Below are 23,664 nucleotides of genomic sequence, written 5' to 3' on the forward strand. Positions count from 1 at the left end.
AGATCAATCCAACGAATGTTTCTGATGGTATGCATCTCGGAGATTGATGAATGTCAGCTTTCCCCAGTATTGATACCGATGTGCTGCGTACCTTTGTCGCGATCGCCGACCAGGGCGGTTTTACCCGCGCCGGCGAATTGGTCAACCGCACGCAGTCGGCGGTGAGCATGCAGATGAAACGCCTGGAAGAAGACGTGTTGCAGCGCCAGCTGTTTGAACGCGACGGTCGCCAGGTCAAGCTGACCGCTGAAGGCCAGGTGCTGCTCGGCTATGCCCGGCGCATCCTCAAACTGCACAGTGAAGTGTTCAATACCCTGCGCGAACCGCACATGGTCGGCACGGTGCGCATCGGCACGCCGGATGATTACGTGATGCGGTTTCTGCCGGGGATCCTGTCGCGCTTCGCCAAGTTCTATCCGCTGATCCAGATCGAGGTTCACTGCGAATCGACCAAGCAGCTATTGCAGCGCCAGGACCTGGACTTGTCGATCGTGACCCGCGAGCCTGGCACCGAGATCGGCCAGTTGCTGCGCAAGGAGCGTTTTGTCTGGGCCGAGGCGCAATGTTTCAGCGCCCACGAGCAGACGCCGCTGCCGCTGGCAATGTTCAACAGTGATTGTTTCTGCCGGTTGTGGGCGTGCAATGCCCTCGACGCGATGGGCCGTGATTACCGCATCGCCTACAACAGTTCGAGCCTGTCGGCACTGATGGCCGTGGTCAGCGCCGGCCTGGCGGTGACTGCGCAACTTGAAAGCCTGATCACCCCGGACATGCGCATCCTCGGCGCCGCCGAAGACCTGCCGCTTTTGCCCGAGGCCAGCATCATGCTGGTGCGCAATCTGCACAACCCGTCGCCGATCACCGAATGCCTGGCCGAGCACATCGTCGAAGGCTTCAAACTTTAAGGGCGAGCATCACCGCGCAGAACACCAGGAAACCGCAAAACAGCCCGCGCAACAGCCTCTCCGGCAAGGCGTGGGCGATTTTCACACCCCAACTGATGCTCATCAGACCGCCAATCGCCAATGGCAAACCGATCATCCAGTTCACCTCATGGTGTACCGCGTAAGTCACCAGGGTCACGCCGGTGCTCGGCAATGCCAGTGCCAGCGACAAACCCTGAGCGACTACTTGAGTAGTGCCGAACAGACTGGTCAGCACCGGCGTTGCCACCACCGCGCCACCGACGCCAAACAACCCGCCCATGGTCCCGGACGCCGCGCCCAGCACGCCCAGCCATGGCCATGAGTAATTCATCTGCGAAGTCGCCGGTGCGTTGGCGGTGAACATGCGCACCAGATTGTAGGTGGACAAGGCCACGAGGAACGCGACAAATCCTATGCGCATGGTTTGCGCATCAATGCCCACGGCCCAGATCGAACCGATCCACGCGAAACAAAACCCCATCGAGGCCAATGGCAATGCATGGCGCAATTCGATGCGATTGCGCTGGTGATAGCGCCACAGCGCCAGCATCACGTTCGGCACCACCATCACCAGCGCCGTGCCTTGGGCCAGTTGCTGGTCCAGACCGCAGAGCACGCCTAGCAGCGGGATAGCCACCAAGCCACCGCCGATTCCGAACAAACCACCCAGAGTGCCAAGGGCCACGCCAAAGATCAGGTACAGCAGAAACTCAATCACAGGCCAATTCCCTCTTGTCAGGCTTTTCATCCTACGCAGTCAGACCTAGCGGGGAAACGCACAGCAACGCACAATGGCTGTGCCGATTTCGCACAAGCGCTGGTAACACCATGAATCCCAATCAATTGACCGACCAACTCGGGCTGTTCCTCGACGTGCTCGAAACCGGGAGCTTTTCTGCCGCGTCCCGGCGTCATCCTCTGACGCCTTCAGCGGTGGCCCGGCGTATCGACAGTCTGGAAAACGCGGTCGGCAGTCAGCTATTCCTGCGCAGCACCCACGCGGTGCGGGCGACGCCGGCGGGTTTGGCGTTCGCGGAACGGGCGCGGCGGATCGTGGCTGAACTGCGTCTGGCCCGGGCGGAAGCAGTGTCCCTCAGCAGCGCGCCTGAAGGCTTGATTCGGGTGGACGCACCTGCCGCGTTCGGGCGTCGACATCTGGCACCGGTCATCGCTGACTTCCTGATGTTGTATCCCGGTCTCGACGTGCAATTGCACCTGATCGACAGTTTTGTCGACATGCAGGGCCTGAACCTGGGCAAGGTCGATCTGGTGCTGCGCGCCGGGCAAATGGCCGACACCCGGCTGGTCGCCACGCCATTGGCGAACATGGTGCGCATCGCCTGCGCCAGCCCCGACTATTTGAAACGCCGAGGCGTGCCGACCGATCCGTCGCAGTTAGTGGAACACGACGGCCTGGACTGGGATGGCCTCGCCCCGCCCTTCGCCTGGCGCTTCGAACAGGACGGGCGCATGCAACTGCACCGCCCGGCGCGGATCCGCATGAGCGCCAATAACGCCGAGGCGCTGGTTTGCGGCGCACTGGCCGGACTCGGCATTGCGCATTTGCCGACGTGGCTGGCCAGTGAATACCTGCTGCGCGGCGAATTGCTGCCGCTGTTCTGCGAAAACGGCCTGCCGAAACCGGAAACCGCCGGGATTTACGCTTTGCGCCTGGAGCAACAGGCCAGCTCACGCAGTCGTCTGTTGCTGGAATACCTGAAAACCCGCTTCAGCCCGATTGCACCGTGGGATCTAGCCTTGCAAGGCAATCTGACCGGCTACTAGGCCAGAATTATCTGGCGCATTAAAGATTCGCCCGCTAGATTCATGACGATCACTGATCAAGGCTTTGACATGACCACCGAACGCAACACCCCGGACAACTGCGACGACCTGCTGCTGGACAATCAGGTCTGCTTCGCCCTGCATTCCACTTCGCTGCTGATGACCAAGGTCTACAAACCGTTGCTGCAAGCACTGGGCCTGACCTATCCGCAGTACTTGGCGATGATGGTGTTGTGGGAAAAGGATGGTTTGACCGTCGGTGAAATCAGCAACCGTCTGCTGACCGATCCGGGCTCGTTGACGCCGCTGCTCAAGCGCCTGGAAGCCGAAGGACTGCTCAGCCGCACCCGCAGCCGGGAAGATGAACGGGTGGTGATTGTCGAGCTGACCAAACAGGGCCGTGCGTTGCGCGACAAGGCGCGAGATATTCCGCAGTGCATTCTGGGCGCCAGCGGGCAGACGATCGAGCAGTTGAAGAAGCTGCAAAATGACCTGCAAGAACTGCGTAGCCACCTGCAAGACAGCCTCTAATCCCCAATCCACCACAAATCTCCCCTGTGGGAGCGAGCCTGCTCGCGAATGCGTTGTGTCAGTTAACATCAATGCTGAATGTCATACCGCATTCGCGAGCAGGCTCGCTCCCACAGTTGTTTTTGTGGCCTTCCTTGAAAAAAATTCCGTCCTTTAAATCCTGATCAAACCCTTCTAGCTCAATAGTCTTCACAAGACTCGCCCTCCGACTCGCCTCCCCGCAGAAAACTTTTTCAAAAATTTATCTTGTGCGCTAAATATTAGCGAGCTACATTTACCTGGCAGTTACTTAGCGCGCAAACATTTAGCGCAAAACACCCAAATCCGAATGAGGCTCACACCATGCAAACTCTCTACACCGCAATCGCAACGTCCACCGGTGGCCGTGATGGTCGTGCGGTTTCCAGCGACAACATCCTCGACGTCAAACTTGCCACCCCGAAAGAACTCGGCGGTGCTGGCGGCGCGGCGACCAACCCTGAGCAACTGTTCGCAGCCGGCTACTCCGCCTGCTTCATCGGCGCGCTGAAGTTCGTGGCCAGCCAGACCAAACGCAGCATCCCGAACGACGCTTCGATCACTGCCCATGTCGGCATCGGCCAGATCCCTGGAGGTTTCGGTCTGGACATCGACCTGCACATCAGCCTTCCGGGCCTGGATCAAGCTGATGCGCAATCCCTGGTCGATGCGGCTCACCAGGTCTGCCCGTACTCCAACGCCACCCGTGGCAACGTCGAAGTGCGCCTGCACGTCACCGTCTAACCGCTGATTCCCAGGCCCGAACAGGAAACGACCATGAACACGTTCAGCAAAGTCTTGACCGGCACCCTTCTCGCCCTCTCCGTCCACAGTGCATTCGCGGGCGATGGGGTTGAACACAACACCCAGGCGTTCCTCGATGTACTGAATGCCGGCACCGGCAAGCCGATGGAGCAACTCACGCCGAAAGAGGCCCGTGCAGTGCTGGTGGGTGCGCAAGCCGGGGTGAAGTTGACGCTGCCCAAAGCCGATGTCAGCCAGAAGACCATTCAAGTCGATGGCCAACCGATCAGCCTGACAATCGTCCGTCCGGCCGGGGTCAAGGGTGAGCTGCCGGTGTTCATGTTCTTCCACGGCGGTGGTTGGGTGCTGGGGGATTTCCCGACCCACGAACGCCTGGTTCGGGATCTGGTGGTGGGTTCGGGTGCGGCGGCGGTGTTCGTCAATTACACGCCGTCGCCGGAAGCGCATTACCCGGTGGCGATCAATCAGGCCTACGCCGCGACCAAGTGGGTGGCCGAGCACGGTAAAGAGATCAACGTCGACGGCAAACGCCTGGCGGTGGCCGGCAACAGCGTCGGTGGCAACATGGCCGCAGTGGTTGCGTTGATGGCTAAGGACAAAGGAACGCCGGCGATCAAGTTCCAGGTGCTGTTGTGGCCGGTGACTGACGCCAGCTTCGAAACCGCGTCTTACAACCAGTTTGCCGAGGGGCACTTCCTCACCAAAAACATGATGAAGTGGTTCTGGGACAACTACACCACCGACGCCAATCAGCGGAACGAGATCTACGCGTCACCGTTGCGGGCGACCACGGCGCAACTCAAAGGGCTGCCGCCAGCGCTGGTGCAGACCGCAGGTGCTGATGTGCTGCGCGATGAAGGCGAGGCCTATGCACGCAAACTCGACGAGGCTGGCGTGCCGGTCACGGCGGTTCGCTACAACGGCATGATCCACGATTATGGGTTGTTGAACGTGGTGAGCAAGGTGCCAGCGGTGCGTTCGGCGATGCTGCAGGCGTCTGAAGAACTCAAGCAACACCTGAAGAAATAACCCCACCCTTGCAGGAGCGAGGCTTGCCCGCGAAGGCGTCGTGTCAGTCGACATCAATGTTGAATGACAAACCGCTTTCGCGGGCAAGCCTCGCTCCTACACGGGGCATGTGCTTCTGGCAGGCACAAAAAAGCCCGACTCAATGGTCGGGCCTTTTCATTCCTGAAGCTGTGCTTATTTAGCACGGCCTTTGTAGGAACCGCCTTCGCGGGTATCGATCTCGATCATGTCGCCGATTTCGATGAAGTCAGCAACCGACAGTTCGGTACCGTTCTTCAGTTTGGCAGGCTTCATCACCTTGCCGGAAGTGTCGCCGCGAGCGGAACCTTCGGTGTAGTCAACCTGACGCACGATAGTGGTCGGCAGTTCTACGGAAACCAGACGCTCTTCGAAGAAGATCGCTTCGCAAACATCGGTCATGCCTTCTTCAACGAAAGGCAGAACGGCTTCGATGTCTTCAGCGTTCAGCTCGTACATGGTGTAGTCAGTGGTGTCCATGAACGTGTAGGTGTCGCCGCTGATGAAGGACAGGGTCGCTTCTTTGCGGTCGAGGATTAAGTCGTCCAGTTTGTCGTCAGCGCTGTAAACGATCTCGGTCTTGTAACCGGTCAGCAGGTTCTTCAGCTTGGTCTTCATGATCGCGCTGTTACGACCGGACTTGGTGAATTCAGCTTTCTGAACCAGCCAAGGATCGTTTTCGAGACGGATCACGGTACCGGGTTTCAGTTCTTTACCAGTTTTCATTGCGAATATCCGAATTTGGATGGGATTTACAAAAATCTAGGCCGCGTATCATATCCAATTTACATAAAACTGTACCAGCGCTGCGGCAAGATCCGCCTGCAAGGCTTGTTCCAGACACCACGCCTCGGCGTGTTTTTGCAGCTCTGGCCAGTGTTTGCGGGTCGCCAGCCATTGGTCGGCGATGTCTTCCCCGGCATTCCAGGCGCGCCAAAGACCGCTGATTGCCTCTGCAGCAGGCGCCGACAAGCCTTTTGTATAGAGCGCGAGGAACGCTTCGAGCTTGTCGAGGTGGATATCTTCTTCCTGCTGATAGATGTGCCAGAGCAGCGGCCGCCCGGCCCATTGGGCACGCACAAACGAATCTTCGCCGCGCACGGCGTTGAAATCGCAGCACCAGAGCAAGTGATCGTATTGATCCTGTCGGACGAACGGCAGCACTTGCACGGTCAAGGCATCGCGCACGTGCAGTGCTCCCGCCACCAGCCCGTTCACGCCGAGCCAGCGTTCGACGTCACCGAGAATCCGCCCTTCAGGCACCAGCAGATGCGTGGGCGCAGCGTCGGCGGCGAGTGTGTCGAGCCAGCTCGCCAGCCCGCTATTCTCGTAGGCAAACAGCGAGATCAGTTGCGCAGCGGGCGCAGGATCAATCCCCAAGCCTTGCAGGAATTCGCGCCGGGCTTCGGGATTTTGCTGAAATTGCCGACGCCGCTCCAGCAATCCAGTTTCCCGCAGCAAGCCACCGGTGCCTTTCTGGAACCCCGGAAAGAAGAAGAACTTCTGCACGCTCTTGTACTTCACCGACGGCAAGCCGTGGCAGCCGATGACCCAGTCTTCGGCACTCAGATAATCCAGGTTCATCCACAACGGCGGTGTTTCCCGCGCGGCCATGGCGTCCATGTACGGGCTCGGCAATTGGCAGGCGAACGCGGCGATCACCACATCGGCGGCCTCCACCGGTTGCCATTCGGCCGGCCATTGCCGCACCTCGACACCCTGCTGCCATTGCTGCGGCGCGTGGATGTCGATCTCGGGGCACAGGCGTTCGAAGGCCCGCAGGTCGTCGACCCACAGGCGAACGTCTACTGCCTGTTCGGCCACCAGTTGACGGGCCAGGCGCCAGGTCACACCGATGTCGCCAAAGTTGTCGACCACGGTGCAAAAAATATCCCAGCGCCCGCGTTTTTTCATTTGAGGCAGTTCAGGCATTAAAGGCTTCCGTTGGCAAAGGCGCCGATTGTCCGCATAAATTACCCCGTGCAGAAGGGCCGACGACGATTAATCTTCGTGCGACAATCGCCATCCGCCCGCGAACACCCGCCAGGAGGCAGCCATGCCCTATCGTCCCAACCCGCGCCGTCCGTTGCCGATCCGCCTCAATGCCCTGCAATTGACCGGCAGCATTGCCCTGGGTCTTTGGCTGGGCTTCCTGGCCATCGCGCTGACGTGCTGGCTCGCTTCGCGTTTTATCTTCCCCGAGCAATTGGCGCCAGTGGCTCAGGCCGTGCAGCAACTGGCCCAACCGCCGGTGGTGGTTCAACCAGCGCCGGACATCCCGCCGCAGAGCCCGCTGTTCGAGCAATACAAAGAAAACCTGCGCAAGAACGAACAACAGCAATTCCTCGATCAGGCCCGCACCAATAACCGCAACCTGTCGAACCCTAAATGTCAGTTCTGGCTGCAACAGGACCAGACCGCGCCGAGCGAAAAAAGCCGCGCCAACGTCCAGCAATTCTGCGATTGATCATGAACAAGCAAATCGTCCACCAACTGATTCTCGACAAACTGCGCATCGATCTCGACATCGCCGAACGCGCTGCGCAAACCGCGTACGAAACCGCGACCCACGAAGAAAACATCGCCGAAAACAAGTACGACACGCTAGGTCTGGAGGCGTCGTACCTGGCAGCTGGGCAGGCGAAACGGGTCGAGGAAATTCGTCATTCACTGACGGTGTGCCAGAACCTGACATTGCGTCCGTATGACGATCAGCGCGGTATCGAAGTCGGCGCCCTGCTCGGTCTGGAAGACGAAAAGGGACGTGAACAGTGGCTGTTCCTGGCCCCCGATGCGGCGGGTTTGAAGGTTGATGTGGTGGGGCAGATGATTACCGTCATCACCCCTCGCTCGCCGCTGGGCAAAAGCCTGCTGGGCAAGTTCGAAGGGGACGAGGTAGAGATTCTGGTGGCGGGCGCTCGGCAACAGTTTGCTGTTACCGAGGTGATTTAACGCAGATTAATGAACCGGCAGTTCGACGCCGTCGAACAGTTCTTCCAGTTCCTGCTTGTTGTGGCACTGGATCGCCTTGGCCATGACTTCGCGGGTCAGGTGCGGGGCAAACTTCTCGATGAAGTCGCACATGAAGCCACGCAGGAAGGTGCCGCGACGGAAGCCGATCTTGGTGATGCTGGATTCGAACAGATCGCTGGCATCGAGCATCACCAGGTCGCTGTCGAGTTTGGCATCGACCGCCATTTTCGCCACGATGCCCACGCCCAGGCCCAGGCGCACGTAAGTCTTGATTACGTCGGCGTCGGCGGCGGTGAACACCACTTTCGGCGTCAGGCCACGATGGCTGAAAGCTTCGTCGAGTTTCGAACGGCCGGTGAAACCAAACACGTACGTCACGATCGGGTATTCGGCGAGGGCTTCGAGGGTCAGCTTCGGCAGCTTGGTCAACGGGTGACCCTGGGGCACGACCACGCAACGGTTCCAGCGGTAGCACGGCATCATCACCAGATCACCGAACAGCTCCAGGGCTTCGGTGGCGATGGCGAAATCCACGGTGCCGTCAGCGGCCATTTCGGCGATCTGCATCGGCGAACCCTGGTGCATGTGTAACGCCACGTCCGGGTACTGCTTGATGAAATTGCTGATCACCGGCGGCAACGCATAACGCGCCTGGGTGTGGGTGGTCGCGATCGACAGGGTGCCTTTCTTCTCGTTGGAGAATTCCTGGGCAATCTGCTTGATGCTTTCAACCTTGCGCAGGATTTCGCCAGCGGTGGTGATGATGCGTTCGCCAGCCGGGGTGACACGGGTCAGGTGCTTGCCACTGCGGGCGAAGACCTCGACGCCCAATTCGTCTTCCAGCAAACGGATCTGTTTACTGATGCCCGGCTGCGAGGTGTAGAGACTTTGGGCGGTAGCGGAAACGTTGAGGTCGTGGTGCGCCACTTCCCAGATGTAGCGCAGTTGTTGAAGCTTCATATGAATCCCTCAAAGCAGGTAGACGCCACGGGCATCAGCGACGGTATATAACTATATTAATGGTTTGAAGAATAAATCTAGAACTTTTTTATCAAAACGCCATTATTCGTGTTCTACCTATCTCCCTGACGCCGACGCTCCACCAGAGGTACCAGATAGACCGGCACCCGGGCCAACTGCAAGACCCGCGCTGCAGTGCGGCCCAGAGGGGTTTCCGCGCTGGCGCGATGGCTATGACTTCCTACGATCAGCAAATCCACCGAGAGTTTCTGCGCCTGGTCGAGAATCACCTGCGACGGGTCGCCCTGAAGCACCCGCACCGCTTGAATCCGTTCCAGATCCTGCTCCCCCTCATCCCCCAGTTCTTCACGAAAGCTTTCCAGCACCCGCCGTTCGATATTGGCGATCACCGTGTTCAGGCCCTGGCTGTGAAATTCGTTCAACGCCTGTTCATCGAGATAACTTTGAAGCACCGACTCGGCGAACAACCCCATGGGTTCCACCGCGTGCACCACATACAAGTCGGCATTGAAAGTTCGCGCCAGCGCCAGGGCGTGCTGCATCACCAACGGTGCGTACAGGCCGAGGTCGGTGGCATACAACATGGAACGAATCATATGACCTCCTTGCGTGCCGACATGGCGGAGATTGATTCAGCTTAGCAGTGCCTTGCCGAGTACGACGGGCCGCGTAACACCTTGACGCAAGGGCTTAAACTTTCTGCTCGTTGCTTATGCCATGCGGCACATGGCCGGTGGCGACGACTTCGCGCGCCAGTTCGCAATGACCGGCCTGATCATCGAAAAATACGTCGGCGGCAAACGCTTCCAGAAACGCCGCTTTGGTCAGGCCGCCGAGAAACAGAGATTCATCCAGACGAATGTCCCACTCGCGCAACGTGCGAATCACCCGCTCGTGGGCCGGTGCCGAACGCGCGGTGACCAGCGCGGTGCGGATCGGGCAGGCGTTATCGGGGAACTCGCGCTGCAACAAATTCAATGCCGCGAGGAAGCCTTTGAACGGGCCGCCACGCAAGGGCTCCCGGGCTGATTCGCGCTCGCTGGCCTGAAAAGCTTCCAGCCCACCGGACTGATAGACCCGCTCCGACTCATCGGAAAACAGCACCGCGTCACCGTCGAAGGCAATGCGTAATTCATCACTGGCAGCACGGCTCGCACCGCCCGACAGAATGGTCGCGGCAGCAAAACCGGCGTCCAGCGCACTGCGCACATCTTCGGCATGAGTGGAGAGAAACAGGTCGCAACCAAAGGCCTTGAGGTACGGATAAGGACTGCGTCCGCCGACAAACGCCGCTCGGGAAATCGCCAGGCCGTAATGGTGAATCGAGTTGAACACCCGCAATCCGGTGTCGGCACTGTTGCGCGACACCAGCACCACTTCGACCCGGGCACGACCCAGACTGGCATTGAGGTTCAGGAGTTTTTCCACCAGCGGAAATGCATCACCGGGTGCGAGGACTTCGTCTTCGTGCTCGATCTGGTATTGCCGATAGGCCTCGACCCCGTCCGACAGATAGACCTTGTGGCTTTCGCTCAGGTCGAACAGCGCTCGCGAAGAAATCGCCAGCACCAGCTTGTCATCTATGTCTTTGGCCATGCCTTTCCCCTCTGGTGGATCGACTCAAACGTTCCGTCGATCGATAAAACCGAGCGCCCGGTACAAGGCCTCGATGCGTGGCAACTCACATCCCGCCGCTTTCGCCGCCGCCAGTGGCCGGGCATAAATCGCCTCCAGTTCCAGTGGTCGTTTGTGCAGGAAATCGTGGTACATGCTCGGCCAATAGTCGGGCATTTTTTCGGTCACCATAAACAGGTGATCGGCATACCCGGCCGGAATCTCGTGACCACAAGCGATTGCGCCCCGAACCACTTCGGCCATCAACGCCTTGATCAGTTCCCGACTGTCGGCATCGGCCATCAACGGCGTAGTGCTCGCCCCAAGCAGCACCGAGAGACCGTTGTAAGGAACATTCCACACCAGTTTTTGCCAGCGCGCCTGGTGCAGGTTCGGCATGCCCTGAGAATCGATGCCCGCCGCGCGGAACAACCCGGCGCCCTCCTCGACAATCGCCATGCGGGCCGACTCATCAGCGGCCGGGCCACTGTGATAACCGACATTCACCGCGCCCAGCGCTTGATGCGTGATGACGCCAGGCCCGGTGCGATGAACGCAGATAAAGCAGAGTCCGCCAAGCACATGCAGCGAATCGGGAAGTAATTCGCGCAGGCTGTCCTCGACGTCCAGGCCGTTTTGCAGCACCAGCACTTTGGCGTTCGGTGCAGCAGCTTGAAGGATGGCGGGCGCCAGATCGGCGTTGCTGGTGGTCTTGGCGCCGATCAGCAACCAGTCACAGGGCGGCATGTCCTCGGCGCTCGAATAGGCCTGGACCGGGTTTAACGTCAGCGCCCCATGCGGCGCACTGTCAACCTGAAGCCCGCGTTCGGCGACTGCGGAAAATTCACTGCGCAACAGAAAATGCACATCGAAACCGGCCCGCGCCAACATCACCCCGTAGAAACCACCGATTGCGCCGGTCCCGATAATGCCGATTGTCGGCTTGGCAACTGCTCCCATCATGGCAACTCCTCAGCAATTCGACTTAGCGCCTGGCCCACCGCCTGATTCAGCTCGGTATCGGTCAGGCGCGACTGTACCGCCCCAAAGAACTCACCGTCGCGCACCACAAACAGCGCCGGCAAATGAAAGACCTCATAACGTTCCACCAACCCGCCATTGTCAGCGGCGTCGATCCAGCACAGCCGGTCGATCGCCAGATCGAGTCTTGGCAACTGCTCGCGGGCAAAACGGCAACTGGCGCAACCGACGCTGGTGAAAATCACCAGGGAAATGCCGCTCATCGCCAGCAGCCGTTGGTCGGCGTCGAAATCGGTCAGTTCCGATTCGACCACTATACTGGGGGAAACAATGTCAAATGGGCGACACAGGGAGTCCGTGTTCATGGGACGTTTTCTTCCTCATCCTGACGATGTGCCCGTGGAACTTACGCTGCTCAAACATGAGTGCATTTCACGGCAACGGCTGCACACTATCAGCCTCGGCGGCATGGCTTGCAATTACCACCGCGCCTGGCGCCACGGCACGGCGCTGGAAGTACGCATGCCGACCCTGAACCCCGATTTGCGTTTTTTGGGCTACGTAGCCTGGTGCCTGCGCCGAAAGCGCGGCTATCTGGTGGGCATTGCCTTTGTCGATGAGCAGATGCTGTTCAGTGCGCGGATGGGCGAGCAGGTGTGCCAGATCGAGCGCTATTGCCGCCTGCATGATGCCCATGATGATCTGCAGGAAGCTCAAGCCCTGGCCCTCGAATGGGTGCAGCAGCATGCCGATGAGTTCTCCCACGACACGGTTCGCAAGGCTTTTGCGCAGCCAGTGCTGGATTAAACCGGTGTTTGCCCATTGTCGAGCCACGGTGTAACGCGCTAAGGTTCGGGTCCCCCGACGCGCTTAATTTGCTGTGCTCCGCCGCGCGGGTTCGCTGGCGGCCGGCACCCGTGACCTGACGAGTAAACGATGGCTGATTTACCGATCAACGACCTAAACGTCGCTTCCAACGAAACCCTGATCACTCCCGATCAGCTCAAGCGTGATATCCCTTTGAGCGATGCCGCCCTGCGCACCGTGACCAAGGGCCGCGAAGTCATTCGCAACATTCTTGATGGCACCGACCACCGCTTGTTCGTGGTCATCGGGCCGTGCTCGATCCATGACATCAAGGCTGCCCACGAATACGCCGAGCGCCTGAAAACCCTCGCCGCTGAAGTGTCCGATACCTTGTATCTGGTCATGCGAGTGTATTTCGAGAAGCCACGTACCACCGTCGGCTGGAAAGGTCTGATCAACGATCCGTACCTGGATGACTCGTTCAAGATTCAGGATGGCTTGCACATCGGTCGCCAGTTGCTGCTGGACCTGGCCGAGATGGGCCTGCCGACCGCCACCGAAGCCCTCGACCCGATCTCCCCGCAATATTTGCAGGACCTGATCAGCTGGTCGGCCATCGGCGCACGCACCACCGAATCCCAGACTCACCGTGAAATGGCTTCCGGCCTGTCCTCGGCCGTCGGCTTCAAGAACGGCACCGACGGCGGCCTGACCGTGGCGATCAACGCGCTGCAGTCGGTTTCCAGTCCGCACCGTTTCCTGGGTATCAACCAGGAAGGTGGCGTGTCGATCGTCACCACCAAGGGCAACGCCTACGGTCACGTGGTATTGCGCGGTGGCAACGGCAAGCCGAACTACGATTCGGTCAGCGTCGCGCTCTGCGAGCAAGCGCTGAACAAGGCCAAGATCAAGCCGAACATCATGGTCGATTGCAGCCACGCCAACTCCAACAAGGACCCGGCCCTGCAACCGCTGGTGATGGAGAACGTCGCCAACCAGATCCTCGAAGGCAACCAGTCGATCATCGGCCTGATGGTCGAGAGTCATCTGAACTGGGGCTGCCAGGCGATCCCGAAAGACCTCGCCGACCTGCAATACGGCGTGTCGATCACCGATGCCTGCATCGATTGGTCCGCCACCGAGAACACCTTGCGCAGCATGCACGCCAAGCTCAAGGATGTGCTGCCGAAACGCGATCGCAGCTGAATACTGTTTTTCAGGCACAAAAAAACGCCGGGCTTAAACCCGGCGTTTTTTTATGTGTTGCGTTTACTGGCTCAGCTTGGCCGCGTGCCGCTGATGACGTTCCATGTAGCGCTCCACGTAGGAGCACGATGGAATCACCGTGTAGCCCATTTCTTCGGCGTACTGCAGCGCCTGCTCGGTCAATGCCGCCGCAATGCCACGGCCACGCAATGCGTTGGGCACGAAGGTGCGATAGATATCCAGGGTCTGTTTCCCCAGATCCATATAGGTCAGGTAGGCACGATGACCGTCCACATTGGTCTCGAACTGATGACCAGCCTGGTCATGGTGGATGGACAACGCCTCGCTCATCACTACTCCTCGCGGGTCTTGGATTCTGACCCCTACCTTACCGATGTTTTTCCGGCGAAGGAACATCTACGCCACCCTGTGCCTGAATGGACACCGAGAAGAGCGACACCGATCTCGCGCAACCTGGGCACGTATCAAATAGTAGGCACCATTGGCGAAAATGCTCAAGGTGCGCTCGTCATCATGCCGAGGCGGACTGCGGGTGCTGCTCCGGGGTTACGCAGGGACGGCTCGACCGAAGGTCTTCCCGGGTCGAAAGCCTGAACATTGCCGGATGTTGAGACTTAAGACGAGCGCCCTTCGTTAAAGTCACCTCAACATGCAGAAAGATATGAGAGGCGCTGCGCAAAATCCGAACAAAAGTGTAGACGAAAGCATCTAGACAGACTTTAACAAAGACTGGAAATACTGCCTTCGGAATAGGGAACTTTTCGCATGCGGCTCGCTCATCTCGGGCCTTGCAGCTGGGTATTTTTTATACAGAGCAGTTAAAAGTTGCTCGAAAAAGAATCAACGCCTACAATTTTTTTTGCTTCTTGCTTTACGTCAGTTTACTTACGACAAGTAATGGGTAGTATGTACGCCGGCTATTTCCTCACTCTGAGGAGACAGCTACTTAATAGAAAGTCCTTGAAGGGGAACACGATGAACAACGTTCTGAAATTCTCTGCTCTGGCTCTGGCCGCAGTTCTGTCTACCGGTTGCAGCAGCGTATCGAAAGAAACCGAAGCACGTCTGACCGCTACTGAAGACGCAGCTGCTCGCTCCCAGGCTCGTGCAGACGAAGCTTACCGTAAAGCTGATGAAGCTCTGGCTGCTGCTCAAAAAGCACAACAGACTGCTGACGAAGCTAACGAGCGTGCTCTGCGCATGCTGGACAAAGCTAGCCGCAAGTAATAGTCCTTCGGGATTGTTATCAAGCCGATCCATTTATGGATCGGCTTTTTTATGCCCGGCGTTTAGTACCGGCCATAAAAAAACCCGCCGACGGCCAACGTCGGCGGGTTCCTTTTCTTCGAGCTTACTGCTGCAGATCGACCGGCACGCTCGACACCATCGGCGCGGAGGTATTCGGCACGGCGATTTCCACCGGCAGGCCATCTTCGGCAGCCACGACGTCACGCACCACATCCCAGTTCATGCGCAGGTTGTTGGTGATGTCTTCACGCTTGAGCATCGCGTTGATCACGGCGGTGTGCTTGTCGACCACCGACGGATTGCCGTTGTCGTCCAGCGGCGTGTGCGCTTCAAGATAAACCTTGCCGCCACTCAGGCCGAACTTGTACGGGTCGTTGATGATCCGCACCGACGTGCCGACCGGCACCATGCTCGCCATTTCCAGCACGTTGTTGTTGAACATACGGAAGCAGCCGTGGCTGGTACGCATGCCGATGCCGAACTTCTTGTTCGAGCCGTGGATCAAGTAGCCCGGCGTGCCCAGGTTGAACTTGAACGGCCCCAGCGGGTTGTCCGGGCCGGCCGGCACCACATTCGGCAACGGATCACCGTCAGCGGCGTGCTCGGCCTTGATCGACGCTGGAGGAGTCCAGGTCGGGTTCGGCGTTTTGGCGGTGATGGTGGTGTGGGCAATCGGCGAGCCCCAGCCTTCACGGCCGATACCCAGCGGGAAGGTGTACACCACGTTCCGGCCTTTCGGGTAGTAGTAGAGGCGGTATTCGGCCAGGTTGATGACGATGCCTTCACGCGGACCCGGCGGCAGGATGAAGCGGGTCGGCAGAATGATTTCGGTGCCGGCGCCCGGCAGCCAGGCGTCGACGCCCGGGTTGGCCGCGACCATTTCCGAATAGCCCAGATCGTAAGTGGTCCCAAGGTCGGCGAAGGTATCTTCGTACTTGGCCTTGATCACTTGCACCTGACCGATGATGTCTTCACCAGGGGGCGGTAGAGGCAGCTCTAGTGCTGAAACTGGACCCGCCACACAGAGGGCGGCGAGGGTCAGGCAGCGGGTGACGGCAGGAAAGCGCGGCAACATCCGGAAAATCCTTCGCATGATCGACAAGGGTATAAGAAGGCGATTGTACACCGACGCCCGTAAATTCGGGGAGGCCGAGAACGTTGCAGGCGATACATGACGTTTTTTTCATGTGGCTGGAAATGCTTTTGTGGCGAGGGGGCTCGCCCCCGTTCGGCTGCGAAGCAGTCGTAAATTCATCACACTCGGTGCGCCAGTTAAAACCAGGCCGCAGGATTGGCACTGCCTCGCAGCGCAACGGGGGCAAGCCCCCTCGCCACACAAGCCCATCACACAGGTCTAAAGCTCGAACCGTAGTTCCGGCCAGATCGGCGAGGTGCCGCGTTTCTGCGACTCGAGGATGGCCCGGCACAGCGAGCACAAACGCTGGTCCTGGAACACCGTGCGATTCACGCTCGACCAGCGCGGCTGTGCCGGCAACAGGCTGCCACACAGGGTTCGGTCCGCCGAACCGCCGAGCTCCAGCTGACGCGCCACCAGATGCACCCGCACTTCCTGGCAGGCGAACAGATCCAGCTGCTCGTCAGGCTCGATCAGTTGGTAGGCAAAAAGGGACCAGGCAGGACGCGGCATCGGGGGCTCCAAATCGGGGGCGCCACCTTAGCCGAAACACCGCCACTAGAAAAGCGTCAAAGCAGCGGTTTCAGTGTCGGCCAGACATTTTCCAGCAACTTGTCCTGAGCCGCCACGGCCGGATGCAGGCCGTCGGCTTGCATCAGGTCTGGATGGCCGCCGATTCCTTCGAGAAAAAATGGTACCAGCGGGATTTTTTTCTCCTCTGCCAGCGTGCCATAGACCTTCGCAAAGGCCTCGGTGTAACGGGCACCGTAGTTCGGTGGCAGTTGCATGCCCAGCAACAAGACTTTGGCACCGCTCGCTTTGGAGCTGTCGATCATCGCCGCAAGGTTTTGTTGCAATTGCGTTGGCAGCATTCCGCGCAAGCCGTCGTTGCCTCCCAACTCGAGGATCACCAACTCCGGTTTATGCTCTGCAAGCAGCGCCGGCAGGCGTGCCTGGCCTCCGGCACTGGTGTCGCCGCTGATGGAGGCGTTGACCACTTTATCGTCGAAACCTTCGCGCTTGAGCCGTTGCTCAAGCAGCGACACCCACCCCAAGCGGGTATCCAGTCCGAAACCGGCGCTGATACTATCGCCAACGATCAGGACTGTACCCGCCGCTGCGTTCTGGGCCATGCACATCAAGGCCAGGCCAGCACTCAAAAACCACACACGCATCGGATTCTCCATGGGCGCAAGCATTCTCACCGCGAAGAACCTCAGCAAAGTGGTTCCCAGCGCGGAAGGTGAACTGACTATCCTGCACGAACTCAGCCTGGAACTGAACAAGGGCGACAGTTTGGCCATTGTCGGCGCCTCCGGTTCCGGCAAATCCACCCTCCTCGGCCTGCTGGCCGGCCTCGATCTGCCGAGCAGTGGTGAAGTCACCCTCGCCGGGCAAGCCTTGAGCAATCTTGATGAAGATCAACGGGCACGCATCCGCGCCGAGCATGTGGGATTTGTCTTCCAGTCCTTTCAGTTGCTCGACAGCCTCAACGCCCTGGAAAACGTCATGCTGCCCCTGGAACTCGACGGCCGCAAAGATGCGCGACAGCGCGCCACCGAATTGTTGCAGCGGGTTGGCCTGGGCCAGCGCCTGACTCACTCGCCACGCCAGCTCTCCGGCGGGGAACAGCAGCGCGTGGCGATTGCCCGTGCGTTTGCCGCTGAACCGGACGTGCTGTTTGCCGATGAACCCACCGGCAACCTCGACAGCCACACCGGCGAGCGCATCAGCGATCTGCTGTTCGAACTGAACAAGGAACGCGGCACGACCCTGGTGCTGGTGACCCACGACGAACGCCTGGCACATCGTTGCCGGCGCCTGATCCGCCTTGAAGCCGGCCTGCTGGTCGCCCCTCTGGAGCCTTGATGGCACGCTTGCCGCTATTGCGCCTGTTCAGCCTCGCCATCCGCCAACTGTTGCGCGACGCCCGCGCCGGTGAACTGCGGGTGTTGTTCTTTGCCTTGCTGGTGGCCGTGGCGGCGAGTACCGCCATCGGTTATTTCGGCGCCCGCCTCAACGGCGCCATGATGTTGCGCGCCACCGAGTTCCTTGGCGCCGACCTGTTGCTCGAAGGCAGTTCGCCGGCGCGACCGGAACAGATCAAGAGCGGCACCGAGCTGGGTCTGGAACACGCCCAGGTGGTGGAGTTTTCCAGCGTCATCGCGACCGACAACGGCATCCAGTTGTCCAGCATCAAGGCAGCCGACGATGTCTATCCGCTGCGCGGAGAACTGAAAAGTGCCCCCGCGCCCTTCGCTCCTGAAGAGCCCGGTGGCGGGCCGAAATCCGGTGAAGCCTGGGTTGAGGCACGGTTGCTGACGGCGCTGGACCTGAAGATCGGCGACAGCATCGATGTCGGCATGAAAACCCTGAAGCTGACGCGGGTGCTGACTTACGAGCCCGACCGCGCCGGCAATTTCTACAGCCTGACACCACGGGTGTTGATCAACTTAAACGACCTCACCGCCACCGGCGTGGTGCAACCCGGCAGCCGCGTCAGTTACCGCGAACTCTGGCGCGGTAAGGCCGAGGCGCTGGAAACTTATCGTCAGTTGATCAAACCGGGACTGGCGGCTAACCAACGTATCCAGGATGCCCGAGACGGCAACCGGCAAATCGGCGGCGCGTTGGGCAAGGCTGAACGCTATTTGAACATGGCCAGTCTGGTCGCCGTTTTACTGTCGGGTGTAGCGGTGGCGCTGTCGGCGACACGCTTCGCCACGCGCCGATTCGATGCCAGCGCCTTGCTGCGCTGCCTGGGCTTGTCACGTCGGGAAACCATGGTGCTGTTCAGTTTGCAGCTGACGGTACTCGGCCTGCTCGCCAGTCTCAGCGGCGCCCTCCTCGGCTGGCTCGCGCAGCTCGGGCTGTTTGCGCTGCTGCATGACTTGCTGCCTACCGATGTTCCTCCGGGTGGTTTGCTGCCGGCGGTTGCCGGGATCGGCACCGGGCTGGTGGCGCTGGCCGGTTTCGCCCTGCCGCCACTCGCCGCACTCGGCCGGGTCCCGCCATTGCGGGTGTTGCGTCGGGACATGCTGCCAATCCCGTCCAGCACCTGGATGGTCTACGGCGCGGCGCTGGGTGCGCTAGGGCTGATCATGTGGCGCTTGAGCCTGGACTTGGTCCTGACCTTCGCCCTGCTCGGTGGCGGCGTAATCGCGGCCGTGGTGCTCGGCGGCTTGCTGCTGTTGCTGCTCAATAGCCTGCGCCGGTTGTTGGCCCGTGCTTCGTTGCCTTGGCGTTTGGGTCTGGGTCAATTACTGCGTCATCCACTGGCAGCGGCCGGCCAATCCCTGGCCTTCGGTTTGATTCTGCTGTCCATGGCGCTGATCGCTTTGCTGCGCGGCGAACTGCTCGATACCTGGCAAAACCAACTGCCGAAAAATGCGCCGAATTATTTCGCGCTGAACATTTTGCCGGCGGACAAGCAGGCGTTTACTGATCGACTGATCGAACTGTCGGCGCAATCGGCGCCGCTGTACCCGGTGGTGCCGGGCAGGTTGATCAGCATCAATGGCGAAGCGGTGCAGGACATCGTCAGCAAGGATTCGGCCGGTGACCGGGCGATCCAGCGTGACCTGAGCCTGACCTGGGCGGCGGACCTGCCGGCGGGCAACAAGCTCACCTCGGGTAACTGGTGGACCGAACAGACGCCGGATGAGATTCCTGGCGTGTCGGTCGAAGGCAAGGTCGCCGAGAGCCTGAAACTCAAGCTGGGCGATCATCTGGTATTCACTGTCGGCGGGGTCAATCGCGAAGCGAAAGTCACCAGCCTGCGGGAGATCAACTGGGACAACTTCCAGCCGAACTTCTTCATGATCTTCCAGCCGGGCACCTTGAAAGATTTGCCGGCGACTTACCTCACCAGTTTCTACCTGGCGGCGGGTCACGATCAGCAGATTGTCGATCTGTCCCGGGCGTTCCCGGCCGTGACCATTCTGCAAGTCGAGGCCTTGCTGGAACAGCTGCGCAGCATCCTCGCCCAGGTCACTCTGGCGGTGGAGTACGTGTTGTTGTTTGTATTGGCGGCGGGGATGGCGGTGCTGTTCTCCGGTCTGCAGGCCACGCTGGATGAACGGATTCGCCAAGGCGCGTTGTTGCGGGCACTCGGGGCGGAGCGCCAGTTGCTGGTCAAGGCCCGGCGGATCGAGTTCGGCCTGCTCGGCGCGGTCAGCGGGTTGCTGGCGGCACTGGGTTCGGAGTTGGTCAGCCTGGTGCTTTACCGCTACGCCTTCGACCTGCCTTGGCATCCGCATCCGTGGTTGCTGGTGTTGCCATTGATTGGCGCGGTGCTGATCGGCGGCGCTGGTGTGTTCGGAACGCGTCGCGCCTTGAATGCCAGCCCCCTGACAGTCTTGCGCGAGGGTTGATAGACTCAAGCACTCTCTACTACAAGAAGTCACCATGAGCCGTTATCGCCCTCCCCGCACCGCTGGCACCGCGCTGATCACCCCCGAAGGTGAAGCGCGGATGCGTGCCGAGTTTCACGAACTCTGGCACGTGCGCCGCCCGCAGGTGACGCAATCGGTCAGCGAGGCGGCGGCCCAGGGTGATCGCTCGGAAAACGCCGAGTACACCTACGGCAAAAAAATGCTGCGCGAGATCGACAGCCGCGTGCGTTTTCTCACCAAGCGCCTGGAAGCCCTGAAAGTCGTCAGCGAAAAGCCCAGTGATCCGAACAAGGTTTACTTTGGTGCCTGGGTGACGATTGAAGATGAAGAAGGCAAAGAGTCGCGCTACCGCATCGTCGGCCCGGATGAACTGGATCTGAAACTGGGCTTGATCAGTATCGATTCACCATTGGCGCGGGCACTGATCGGCAAGGCGCTGGACGCTGAAGTGCGGGTCCAGACACCGACTGGCGAGCAGTGCGTGTACATCGTGGCGATCGAGTATCCATGAGCCGCAGCGCTGTAATTCTCAGCGCCGGGTAATCAACCCCTGACGGGCAACGCGAGTCAGTTGCCGGATCACTTCCGGTGCGTCTTCAAGCGTGGGCGACTGAATCACCGCCAGATCGAAACTGTCGTTGGCAAAACGCGCCAGGGACTCGCCGTCTTCGACAAACTGGATCAGGAACGCGGCAGGACCGCCGGTGCGACGTGGCCAGCCATCGAGATAACGCAGAAGCGTCGGCTGATGTTTACCGCCAAGCAGGATTTTTGGATTGCGCTGGGTGAGGTGTGCCGTGATCGGCGCGGGGCGTACAACGGGGCTTAGTGCATTCATTGGGTCGTGTCTCTGCCTCGAAAGTCTGCATGGCAGGTGAGAGGCAACACCGAACCAGCGCTTTAGCGGTATTTCGAAGCCTGACTCAAGCTTCTATCGGCAACTGAATGAGTCACCTGGCGCCCCGCAAGTAGCTGTTTAAATCGGCGCATGAGCAGCATCCTAGAGAACCTGACCGGACAGTGTCAAGAATGACGCGCAACAAAAAAGGCCCGCACAATGCGGGCCTTTTCGTTGAGCCAGAGCGGTCAGCCGGCGATGGCGCGGTCCGCCGAGAGCTTGCCGGCACCTTCGATCAGTACCGCGATGCTGCCACCGAGCAAGGCCAGGGCGAACTCATAACCGTTGTTGGCCATGAACAAACCGTTGCTGATGTGCACCGTGAAGATAGCGACCAGCGACAGGAAGATCAGACCCAGTGCCGCCGGACGCACCAGCAGGCCGATGATCAAGGCCAGGCCAGCGAAGAACTCGGTGCCACCGGCCAGGATCGCCATCAAGTGACCCGGCGCCAGGCCCAGGCTTTCCATGTACTGCGCGGTGCCGGCAATGCCGTAGCCACCGAACATCCCGAAGAGTTTCTGCGAGCCGTGGGCAGCGAAGATAATGCCGACAACGATCCGCAGAACAGTCAGGCCGTAGCCAGCGCGGGTAAACAGTACTTTGTTGATCAGTGAGCTCATGCTGTGTCATCCATTGAATGTGTGTGTTGGTTGGCCGCTATACTAATCGTTAAATCGAATGATAAAAGCGCAAATATTTCGCCATAACCATCAGTTTAGTCGATCATTTCCGAGAGGCGACTTTTTGCCCCTGAGGCTCCAACGACTCCCGCTCCCGATCGAACGCCAAGTAATACTTGTTCACGCTATTAACATAGCTGACGGCGCCCATCCCCACCTGCTCCATGGCAATGCGCTCGACCTGGAAGAACCACTGATTCGGATTCAAACCCCGGCGCCGGGCCTCGGCGCGCATCCCCTGAACCCGTTCCGGCCCCATGTTGTAGGCCGCCAGCACAAACGCCATGCGCTCGCGCTCGTTGAGTTTGGGGCTGGAGAAGAATTTGCGACGGATCATCGCCAGGTATTTGGCCCCGGCCTGCACATTGGCGTCGAGATTTTGAATATTGTTGACCCCGACGCGCTGGGCGGCGGACGGGGTGATCTGCATCAGGCCGGTCGGGCCGCCGCCACCGCGAGCTTCGGGTTGCAGCGCCGACTCCTTGAACGCCAGCGCCGCCAGGTTCAGCCAATCCATACCTTGGGCATCTGCGTGCTTCTGCAACACCGGGCGTAGTTTTTCCAGACGCTGTCGGTCAGCCTTGGCCAGCGGATAGTGGACTTGATACAGCCGTCGGTAGATACGCAGGAATGCCACGTCCTCATCCGACGGCTTTTTATAAGTGGTCAGGAAGCGATCGATACTGGCCCGCAGCATCGACGCATCGCGGCGCACGAACCAGTATTCCTCGCCCGGCTCGCTGATCAGCAACTGCCGATCGAAGCGCAACTTGGGCAGGATCTTGCCCCAGCGCTCGGCGATCGGTTGCTCGACGATGGTCAGGTGGAAGATGCCACCCTGAACCATCTCCAGCACGTCCTCGACCGCCAGACTGGGATCGACCCACTCGACCGTTATCGGCGCCAGTTTGTGCAGGGCAAGTTTCTGGTTGATCTGGCTGACCGCATCCCCGGCGGCACTGCCCGTGGGCAACGCCAGGGTCTTGCCGGAGAGCTGTTCGAGTTTCGTGTAACGGCGTTCGCCCTTGATCCCGACCAGAATCAGCGGCACGTTGCTGGCAATCGGTTCGCTGGTACTGACCGCGTGGCCGGATTGCGGATCAAGCAATTCTCCCGGCGCCACCAGATCGCCCTCGCCGCGCTGCAACGCGCCGAGCAGTTGATCCTTGGCTTTGGGGATGATCTTGAGGGTGATTTCCTGGCCGTCGCGGGCATGCCCGTTGAGGTATTGCTCGAAGGCGCGCAGGCGATGGTATTCGACGCCGATGGCCTGCCCCTGGACTTCGCCGGAGCTGTTACGGCTCTGGTTGACCAGGACTTTCAGCACACGGCTGCTGCGGATTTCCGCCAGATCGCGCACCTTGGTGGCCGGCACGGCTTGCAGCGGTCCGGCCAGACGCGCAACCGCCGGCAACGGCAGCAGCAACGAACAACACAGCAGTAGCAAAACCGAGGGACGTGTCATCCACTCTCCGGAAAGAATACTGGCCGACCTCACGAAAATTCATGACATCGAACGACAGAAACAGAGCGCCTGGAGCGCTGGCAACGTGCGCAAGACTGGCACAGTGATGGCAGTTTCACCAACCCGACCTGTCTCGCGGCATCAAGAGACAGCTTCAACTCGTTGTAGTTCTTGGCTTTTCTTATA

At 59.7% G+C, this 23,664-nt stretch carries 28 protein-coding genes; 13 read left to right on the forward strand and 15 right to left on the reverse strand.

Going from position 1 to position 23,664, the window contains the following annotated elements; genetic code table 11:
* Window positions 1-50: 50 nt before the first annotated feature.
* Window positions 51-905, forward strand: a complete 855-nt coding sequence (locus tag ACIOYV_RS12060; protein WP_054613934.1) for a LysR substrate-binding domain-containing protein — start codon at window positions 51-53, stop codon at window positions 903-905.
* On the opposite strand, the gene ACIOYV_RS12065 is transcribed toward ACIOYV_RS12060, so the two are convergent.
* The gene (locus ACIOYV_RS12065) at window positions 895-1,644 is read right to left on the reverse strand and encodes a sulfite exporter TauE/SafE family protein (protein WP_401323931.1); all 750 of its coding nucleotides are present in this window, start codon (window positions 1,642-1,644) and stop codon (window positions 895-897) included. The genes ACIOYV_RS12060 and ACIOYV_RS12065 overlap by 11 nt on opposite strands.
* A gap of 110 nt (window positions 1,645-1,754) precedes the next feature.
* Between ACIOYV_RS12065 and ACIOYV_RS12070 the strand changes: the two genes are divergently transcribed.
* From ACIOYV_RS12070 to ACIOYV_RS12085, 4 genes are all read left to right on the forward strand, one after another.
* A complete protein-coding gene (locus ACIOYV_RS12070; protein ID WP_401323933.1) occupies window positions 1,755-2,711 on the forward strand; it encodes a LysR family transcriptional regulator in 957 nt (318 codons plus the stop codon).
* 69 nt (window positions 2,712-2,780) lie between these two features.
* Window positions 2,781-3,242, forward strand: coding sequence for a MarR family winged helix-turn-helix transcriptional regulator (locus ACIOYV_RS12075; protein WP_401323935.1), 462 nt, complete (start codon window positions 2,781-2,783; stop codon window positions 3,240-3,242).
* 342 nt (window positions 3,243-3,584) lie between these two features.
* Entirely contained in the window at window positions 3,585-4,004 is a 420-nt protein-coding gene (locus ACIOYV_RS12080) for an organic hydroperoxide resistance protein (protein ID WP_054052028.1), read from the forward strand.
* A gap of 33 nt (window positions 4,005-4,037) precedes the next feature.
* A complete protein-coding gene (locus ACIOYV_RS12085; RefSeq protein ID WP_401323937.1) occupies window positions 4,038-5,054 on the forward strand; it encodes an alpha/beta hydrolase fold domain-containing protein in 1,017 nt (338 codons plus the stop codon).
* 174 nt (window positions 5,055-5,228) lie between these two features.
* Here ACIOYV_RS12085 and ACIOYV_RS12090 read toward each other — a convergent pair whose 3' ends face one another.
* Both ACIOYV_RS12090 and earP read right to left on the reverse strand, forming a co-directional pair.
* The gene (locus tag ACIOYV_RS12090; protein ID WP_401323939.1) at window positions 5,229-5,798 is read right to left on the reverse strand and encodes an elongation factor P; all 570 of its coding nucleotides are present in this window, start codon (window positions 5,796-5,798) and stop codon (window positions 5,229-5,231) included.
* A 48-nt stretch (window positions 5,799-5,846) separates the two neighbouring features.
* Window positions 5,847-7,004: an elongation factor P maturation arginine rhamnosyltransferase EarP gene (gene earP, locus ACIOYV_RS12095; RefSeq protein ID WP_401323941.1), complete on the reverse strand. Its 1,158-nt coding sequence runs from the start codon at window positions 7,002-7,004 to the stop codon at window positions 5,847-5,849.
* Window positions 7,005-7,128: 124 nt separating this feature from the next.
* Between earP and ACIOYV_RS12100 the strand changes: the two genes are divergently transcribed.
* Together ACIOYV_RS12100 and ACIOYV_RS12105 are read left to right on the forward strand one after the other, a co-directional pair.
* The gene (locus ACIOYV_RS12100) at window positions 7,129-7,539 is read left to right on the forward strand and encodes a hypothetical protein (RefSeq protein ID WP_265040040.1); all 411 of its coding nucleotides are present in this window, start codon (window positions 7,129-7,131) and stop codon (window positions 7,537-7,539) included.
* Window positions 7,540-7,541: 2 nt separating this feature from the next.
* Window positions 7,542-8,024, forward strand: a complete 483-nt coding sequence (locus tag ACIOYV_RS12105; protein ID WP_054613928.1) for a GreA/GreB family elongation factor — start codon at window positions 7,542-7,544, stop codon at window positions 8,022-8,024.
* A 6-nt stretch (window positions 8,025-8,030) separates the two neighbouring features.
* Here the strand turns inward: ACIOYV_RS12105 and cysB are convergent, their stop codons facing one another.
* The 5 genes from cysB to ACIOYV_RS12130 form a co-directional block, all read right to left on the reverse strand.
* On the reverse strand, window positions 8,031-9,005 hold the full coding sequence (cysB, locus tag ACIOYV_RS12110) for an HTH-type transcriptional regulator CysB (protein WP_054052018.1): 975 nt from the start codon (window positions 9,003-9,005) through the stop codon (window positions 8,031-8,033).
* Between the two features lie 113 nt (window positions 9,006-9,118).
* Window positions 9,119-9,622, reverse strand: a complete 504-nt coding sequence (locus tag ACIOYV_RS12115; protein ID WP_054052016.1) for a universal stress protein — start codon at window positions 9,620-9,622, stop codon at window positions 9,119-9,121.
* 94 nt (window positions 9,623-9,716) lie between these two features.
* Entirely contained in the window at window positions 9,717-10,622 is a 906-nt protein-coding gene (locus ACIOYV_RS12120) for a 5'-nucleotidase (protein WP_163913198.1), read from the reverse strand.
* Window positions 10,623-10,646: 24 nt separating this feature from the next.
* Window positions 10,647-11,603, reverse strand: coding sequence for a putative 2-dehydropantoate 2-reductase (locus ACIOYV_RS12125; RefSeq protein ID WP_401323944.1), 957 nt, complete (start codon window positions 11,601-11,603; stop codon window positions 10,647-10,649).
* The gene (locus tag ACIOYV_RS12130) at window positions 11,600-11,986 is read right to left on the reverse strand and encodes a co-chaperone YbbN (protein WP_054613926.1); all 387 of its coding nucleotides are present in this window, start codon (window positions 11,984-11,986) and stop codon (window positions 11,600-11,602) included. The genes ACIOYV_RS12125 and ACIOYV_RS12130 overlap by 4 nt, the downstream gene beginning before the upstream one ends.
* On the opposite strand from ACIOYV_RS12130, the gene ACIOYV_RS12135 reads away from it, so the two are divergent.
* Together ACIOYV_RS12135 and ACIOYV_RS12140 are read left to right on the forward strand one after the other, a co-directional pair.
* A complete protein-coding gene (locus ACIOYV_RS12135; protein ID WP_054613925.1) occupies window positions 11,985-12,428 on the forward strand; it encodes a PilZ domain-containing protein in 444 nt (147 codons plus the stop codon). The genes ACIOYV_RS12130 and ACIOYV_RS12135 overlap by 2 nt on opposite strands.
* Window positions 12,429-12,557: 129 nt before the next feature.
* Window positions 12,558-13,634, forward strand: coding sequence for a 3-deoxy-7-phosphoheptulonate synthase (locus ACIOYV_RS12140; protein ID WP_054052004.1), 1,077 nt, complete (start codon window positions 12,558-12,560; stop codon window positions 13,632-13,634).
* A gap of 63 nt (window positions 13,635-13,697) precedes the next feature.
* Here the strand turns inward: ACIOYV_RS12140 and ACIOYV_RS12145 are convergent, their stop codons facing one another.
* The gene (locus ACIOYV_RS12145) at window positions 13,698-13,985 is read right to left on the reverse strand and encodes a GNAT family N-acetyltransferase (RefSeq protein WP_020800382.1); all 288 of its coding nucleotides are present in this window, start codon (window positions 13,983-13,985) and stop codon (window positions 13,698-13,700) included.
* 645 nt (window positions 13,986-14,630) lie between these two features.
* Between ACIOYV_RS12145 and ACIOYV_RS12150 the strand changes: the two genes are divergently transcribed.
* Window positions 14,631-14,882, forward strand: a complete 252-nt coding sequence (locus tag ACIOYV_RS12150) for an Lpp/OprI family alanine-zipper lipoprotein (RefSeq protein WP_401323947.1) — start codon at window positions 14,631-14,633, stop codon at window positions 14,880-14,882.
* 124 nt (window positions 14,883-15,006) lie between these two features.
* Here ACIOYV_RS12150 and ACIOYV_RS12155 read toward each other — a convergent pair whose 3' ends face one another.
* The 3 genes from ACIOYV_RS12155 to ACIOYV_RS12165 form a co-directional block, all read right to left on the reverse strand.
* Complete coding sequence (locus ACIOYV_RS12155) at window positions 15,007-15,978, reverse strand: L,D-transpeptidase family protein (RefSeq protein WP_054052002.1); 972 nt, start codon at window positions 15,976-15,978, stop codon at window positions 15,007-15,009.
* Between the two features lie 279 nt (window positions 15,979-16,257).
* A complete protein-coding gene (locus tag ACIOYV_RS12160) occupies window positions 16,258-16,551 on the reverse strand; it encodes a hypothetical protein (RefSeq protein ID WP_054051999.1) in 294 nt (97 codons plus the stop codon).
* Between the two features lie 56 nt (window positions 16,552-16,607).
* Entirely contained in the window at window positions 16,608-17,213 is a 606-nt protein-coding gene (locus ACIOYV_RS12165; protein WP_401323949.1) for an arylesterase, read from the reverse strand.
* A 10-nt stretch (window positions 17,214-17,223) separates the two neighbouring features.
* On the opposite strand from ACIOYV_RS12165, the gene ACIOYV_RS12170 reads away from it, so the two are divergent.
* Genes ACIOYV_RS12170 through greB form a run of 3 tightly spaced genes read left to right on the forward strand, consistent with a single transcriptional unit; the run spans window position 17,224 to window position 20,943 of the window.
* A complete protein-coding gene (locus tag ACIOYV_RS12170) occupies window positions 17,224-17,907 on the forward strand; it encodes an ABC transporter ATP-binding protein (protein WP_054051996.1) in 684 nt (227 codons plus the stop codon).
* The gene (locus ACIOYV_RS12175) at window positions 17,907-20,411 is read left to right on the forward strand and encodes an ABC transporter permease (RefSeq protein WP_401323951.1); all 2,505 of its coding nucleotides are present in this window, start codon (window positions 17,907-17,909) and stop codon (window positions 20,409-20,411) included. The genes ACIOYV_RS12170 and ACIOYV_RS12175 overlap by 1 nt, the downstream gene beginning before the upstream one ends.
* Window positions 20,412-20,445: 34 nt before the next feature.
* On the forward strand, window positions 20,446-20,943 hold the full coding sequence (gene greB / locus ACIOYV_RS12180) for a transcription elongation factor GreB (protein ID WP_054051991.1): 498 nt from the start codon (window positions 20,446-20,448) through the stop codon (window positions 20,941-20,943).
* A gap of 18 nt (window positions 20,944-20,961) precedes the next feature.
* Here the strand turns inward: greB and ACIOYV_RS12185 are convergent, their stop codons facing one another.
* The 3 genes from ACIOYV_RS12185 to ACIOYV_RS12195 all read right to left on the reverse strand — a co-directional run bounded on the left by ACIOYV_RS12185 (window position 20,962) and on the right by ACIOYV_RS12195 (window position 23,478).
* Window positions 20,962-21,270: a hypothetical protein gene (locus ACIOYV_RS12185; protein ID WP_054051989.1), complete on the reverse strand. Its 309-nt coding sequence runs from the start codon at window positions 21,268-21,270 to the stop codon at window positions 20,962-20,964.
* Window positions 21,271-21,518: 248 nt separating this feature from the next.
* Window positions 21,519-21,953 carry a DoxX family protein gene (locus tag ACIOYV_RS12190; RefSeq protein WP_054613922.1) on the reverse strand — a complete coding sequence of 145 codons (435 nt, stop codon included), beginning with the start codon at window positions 21,951-21,953 and terminating at the stop codon, window positions 21,519-21,521.
* Between the two features lie 103 nt (window positions 21,954-22,056).
* The gene (locus tag ACIOYV_RS12195) at window positions 22,057-23,478 is read right to left on the reverse strand and encodes a transglycosylase SLT domain-containing protein (protein WP_163913191.1); all 1,422 of its coding nucleotides are present in this window, start codon (window positions 23,476-23,478) and stop codon (window positions 22,057-22,059) included.
* Window positions 23,479-23,664 lie beyond the last annotated feature (186 nt).

This window comes from Pseudomonas sp. NPDC087342 (genome assembly GCF_044744265.1).
GTDB lineage: Bacteria > Pseudomonadota > Gammaproteobacteria > Pseudomonadales > Pseudomonadaceae > Aquipseudomonas > Aquipseudomonas nunensis.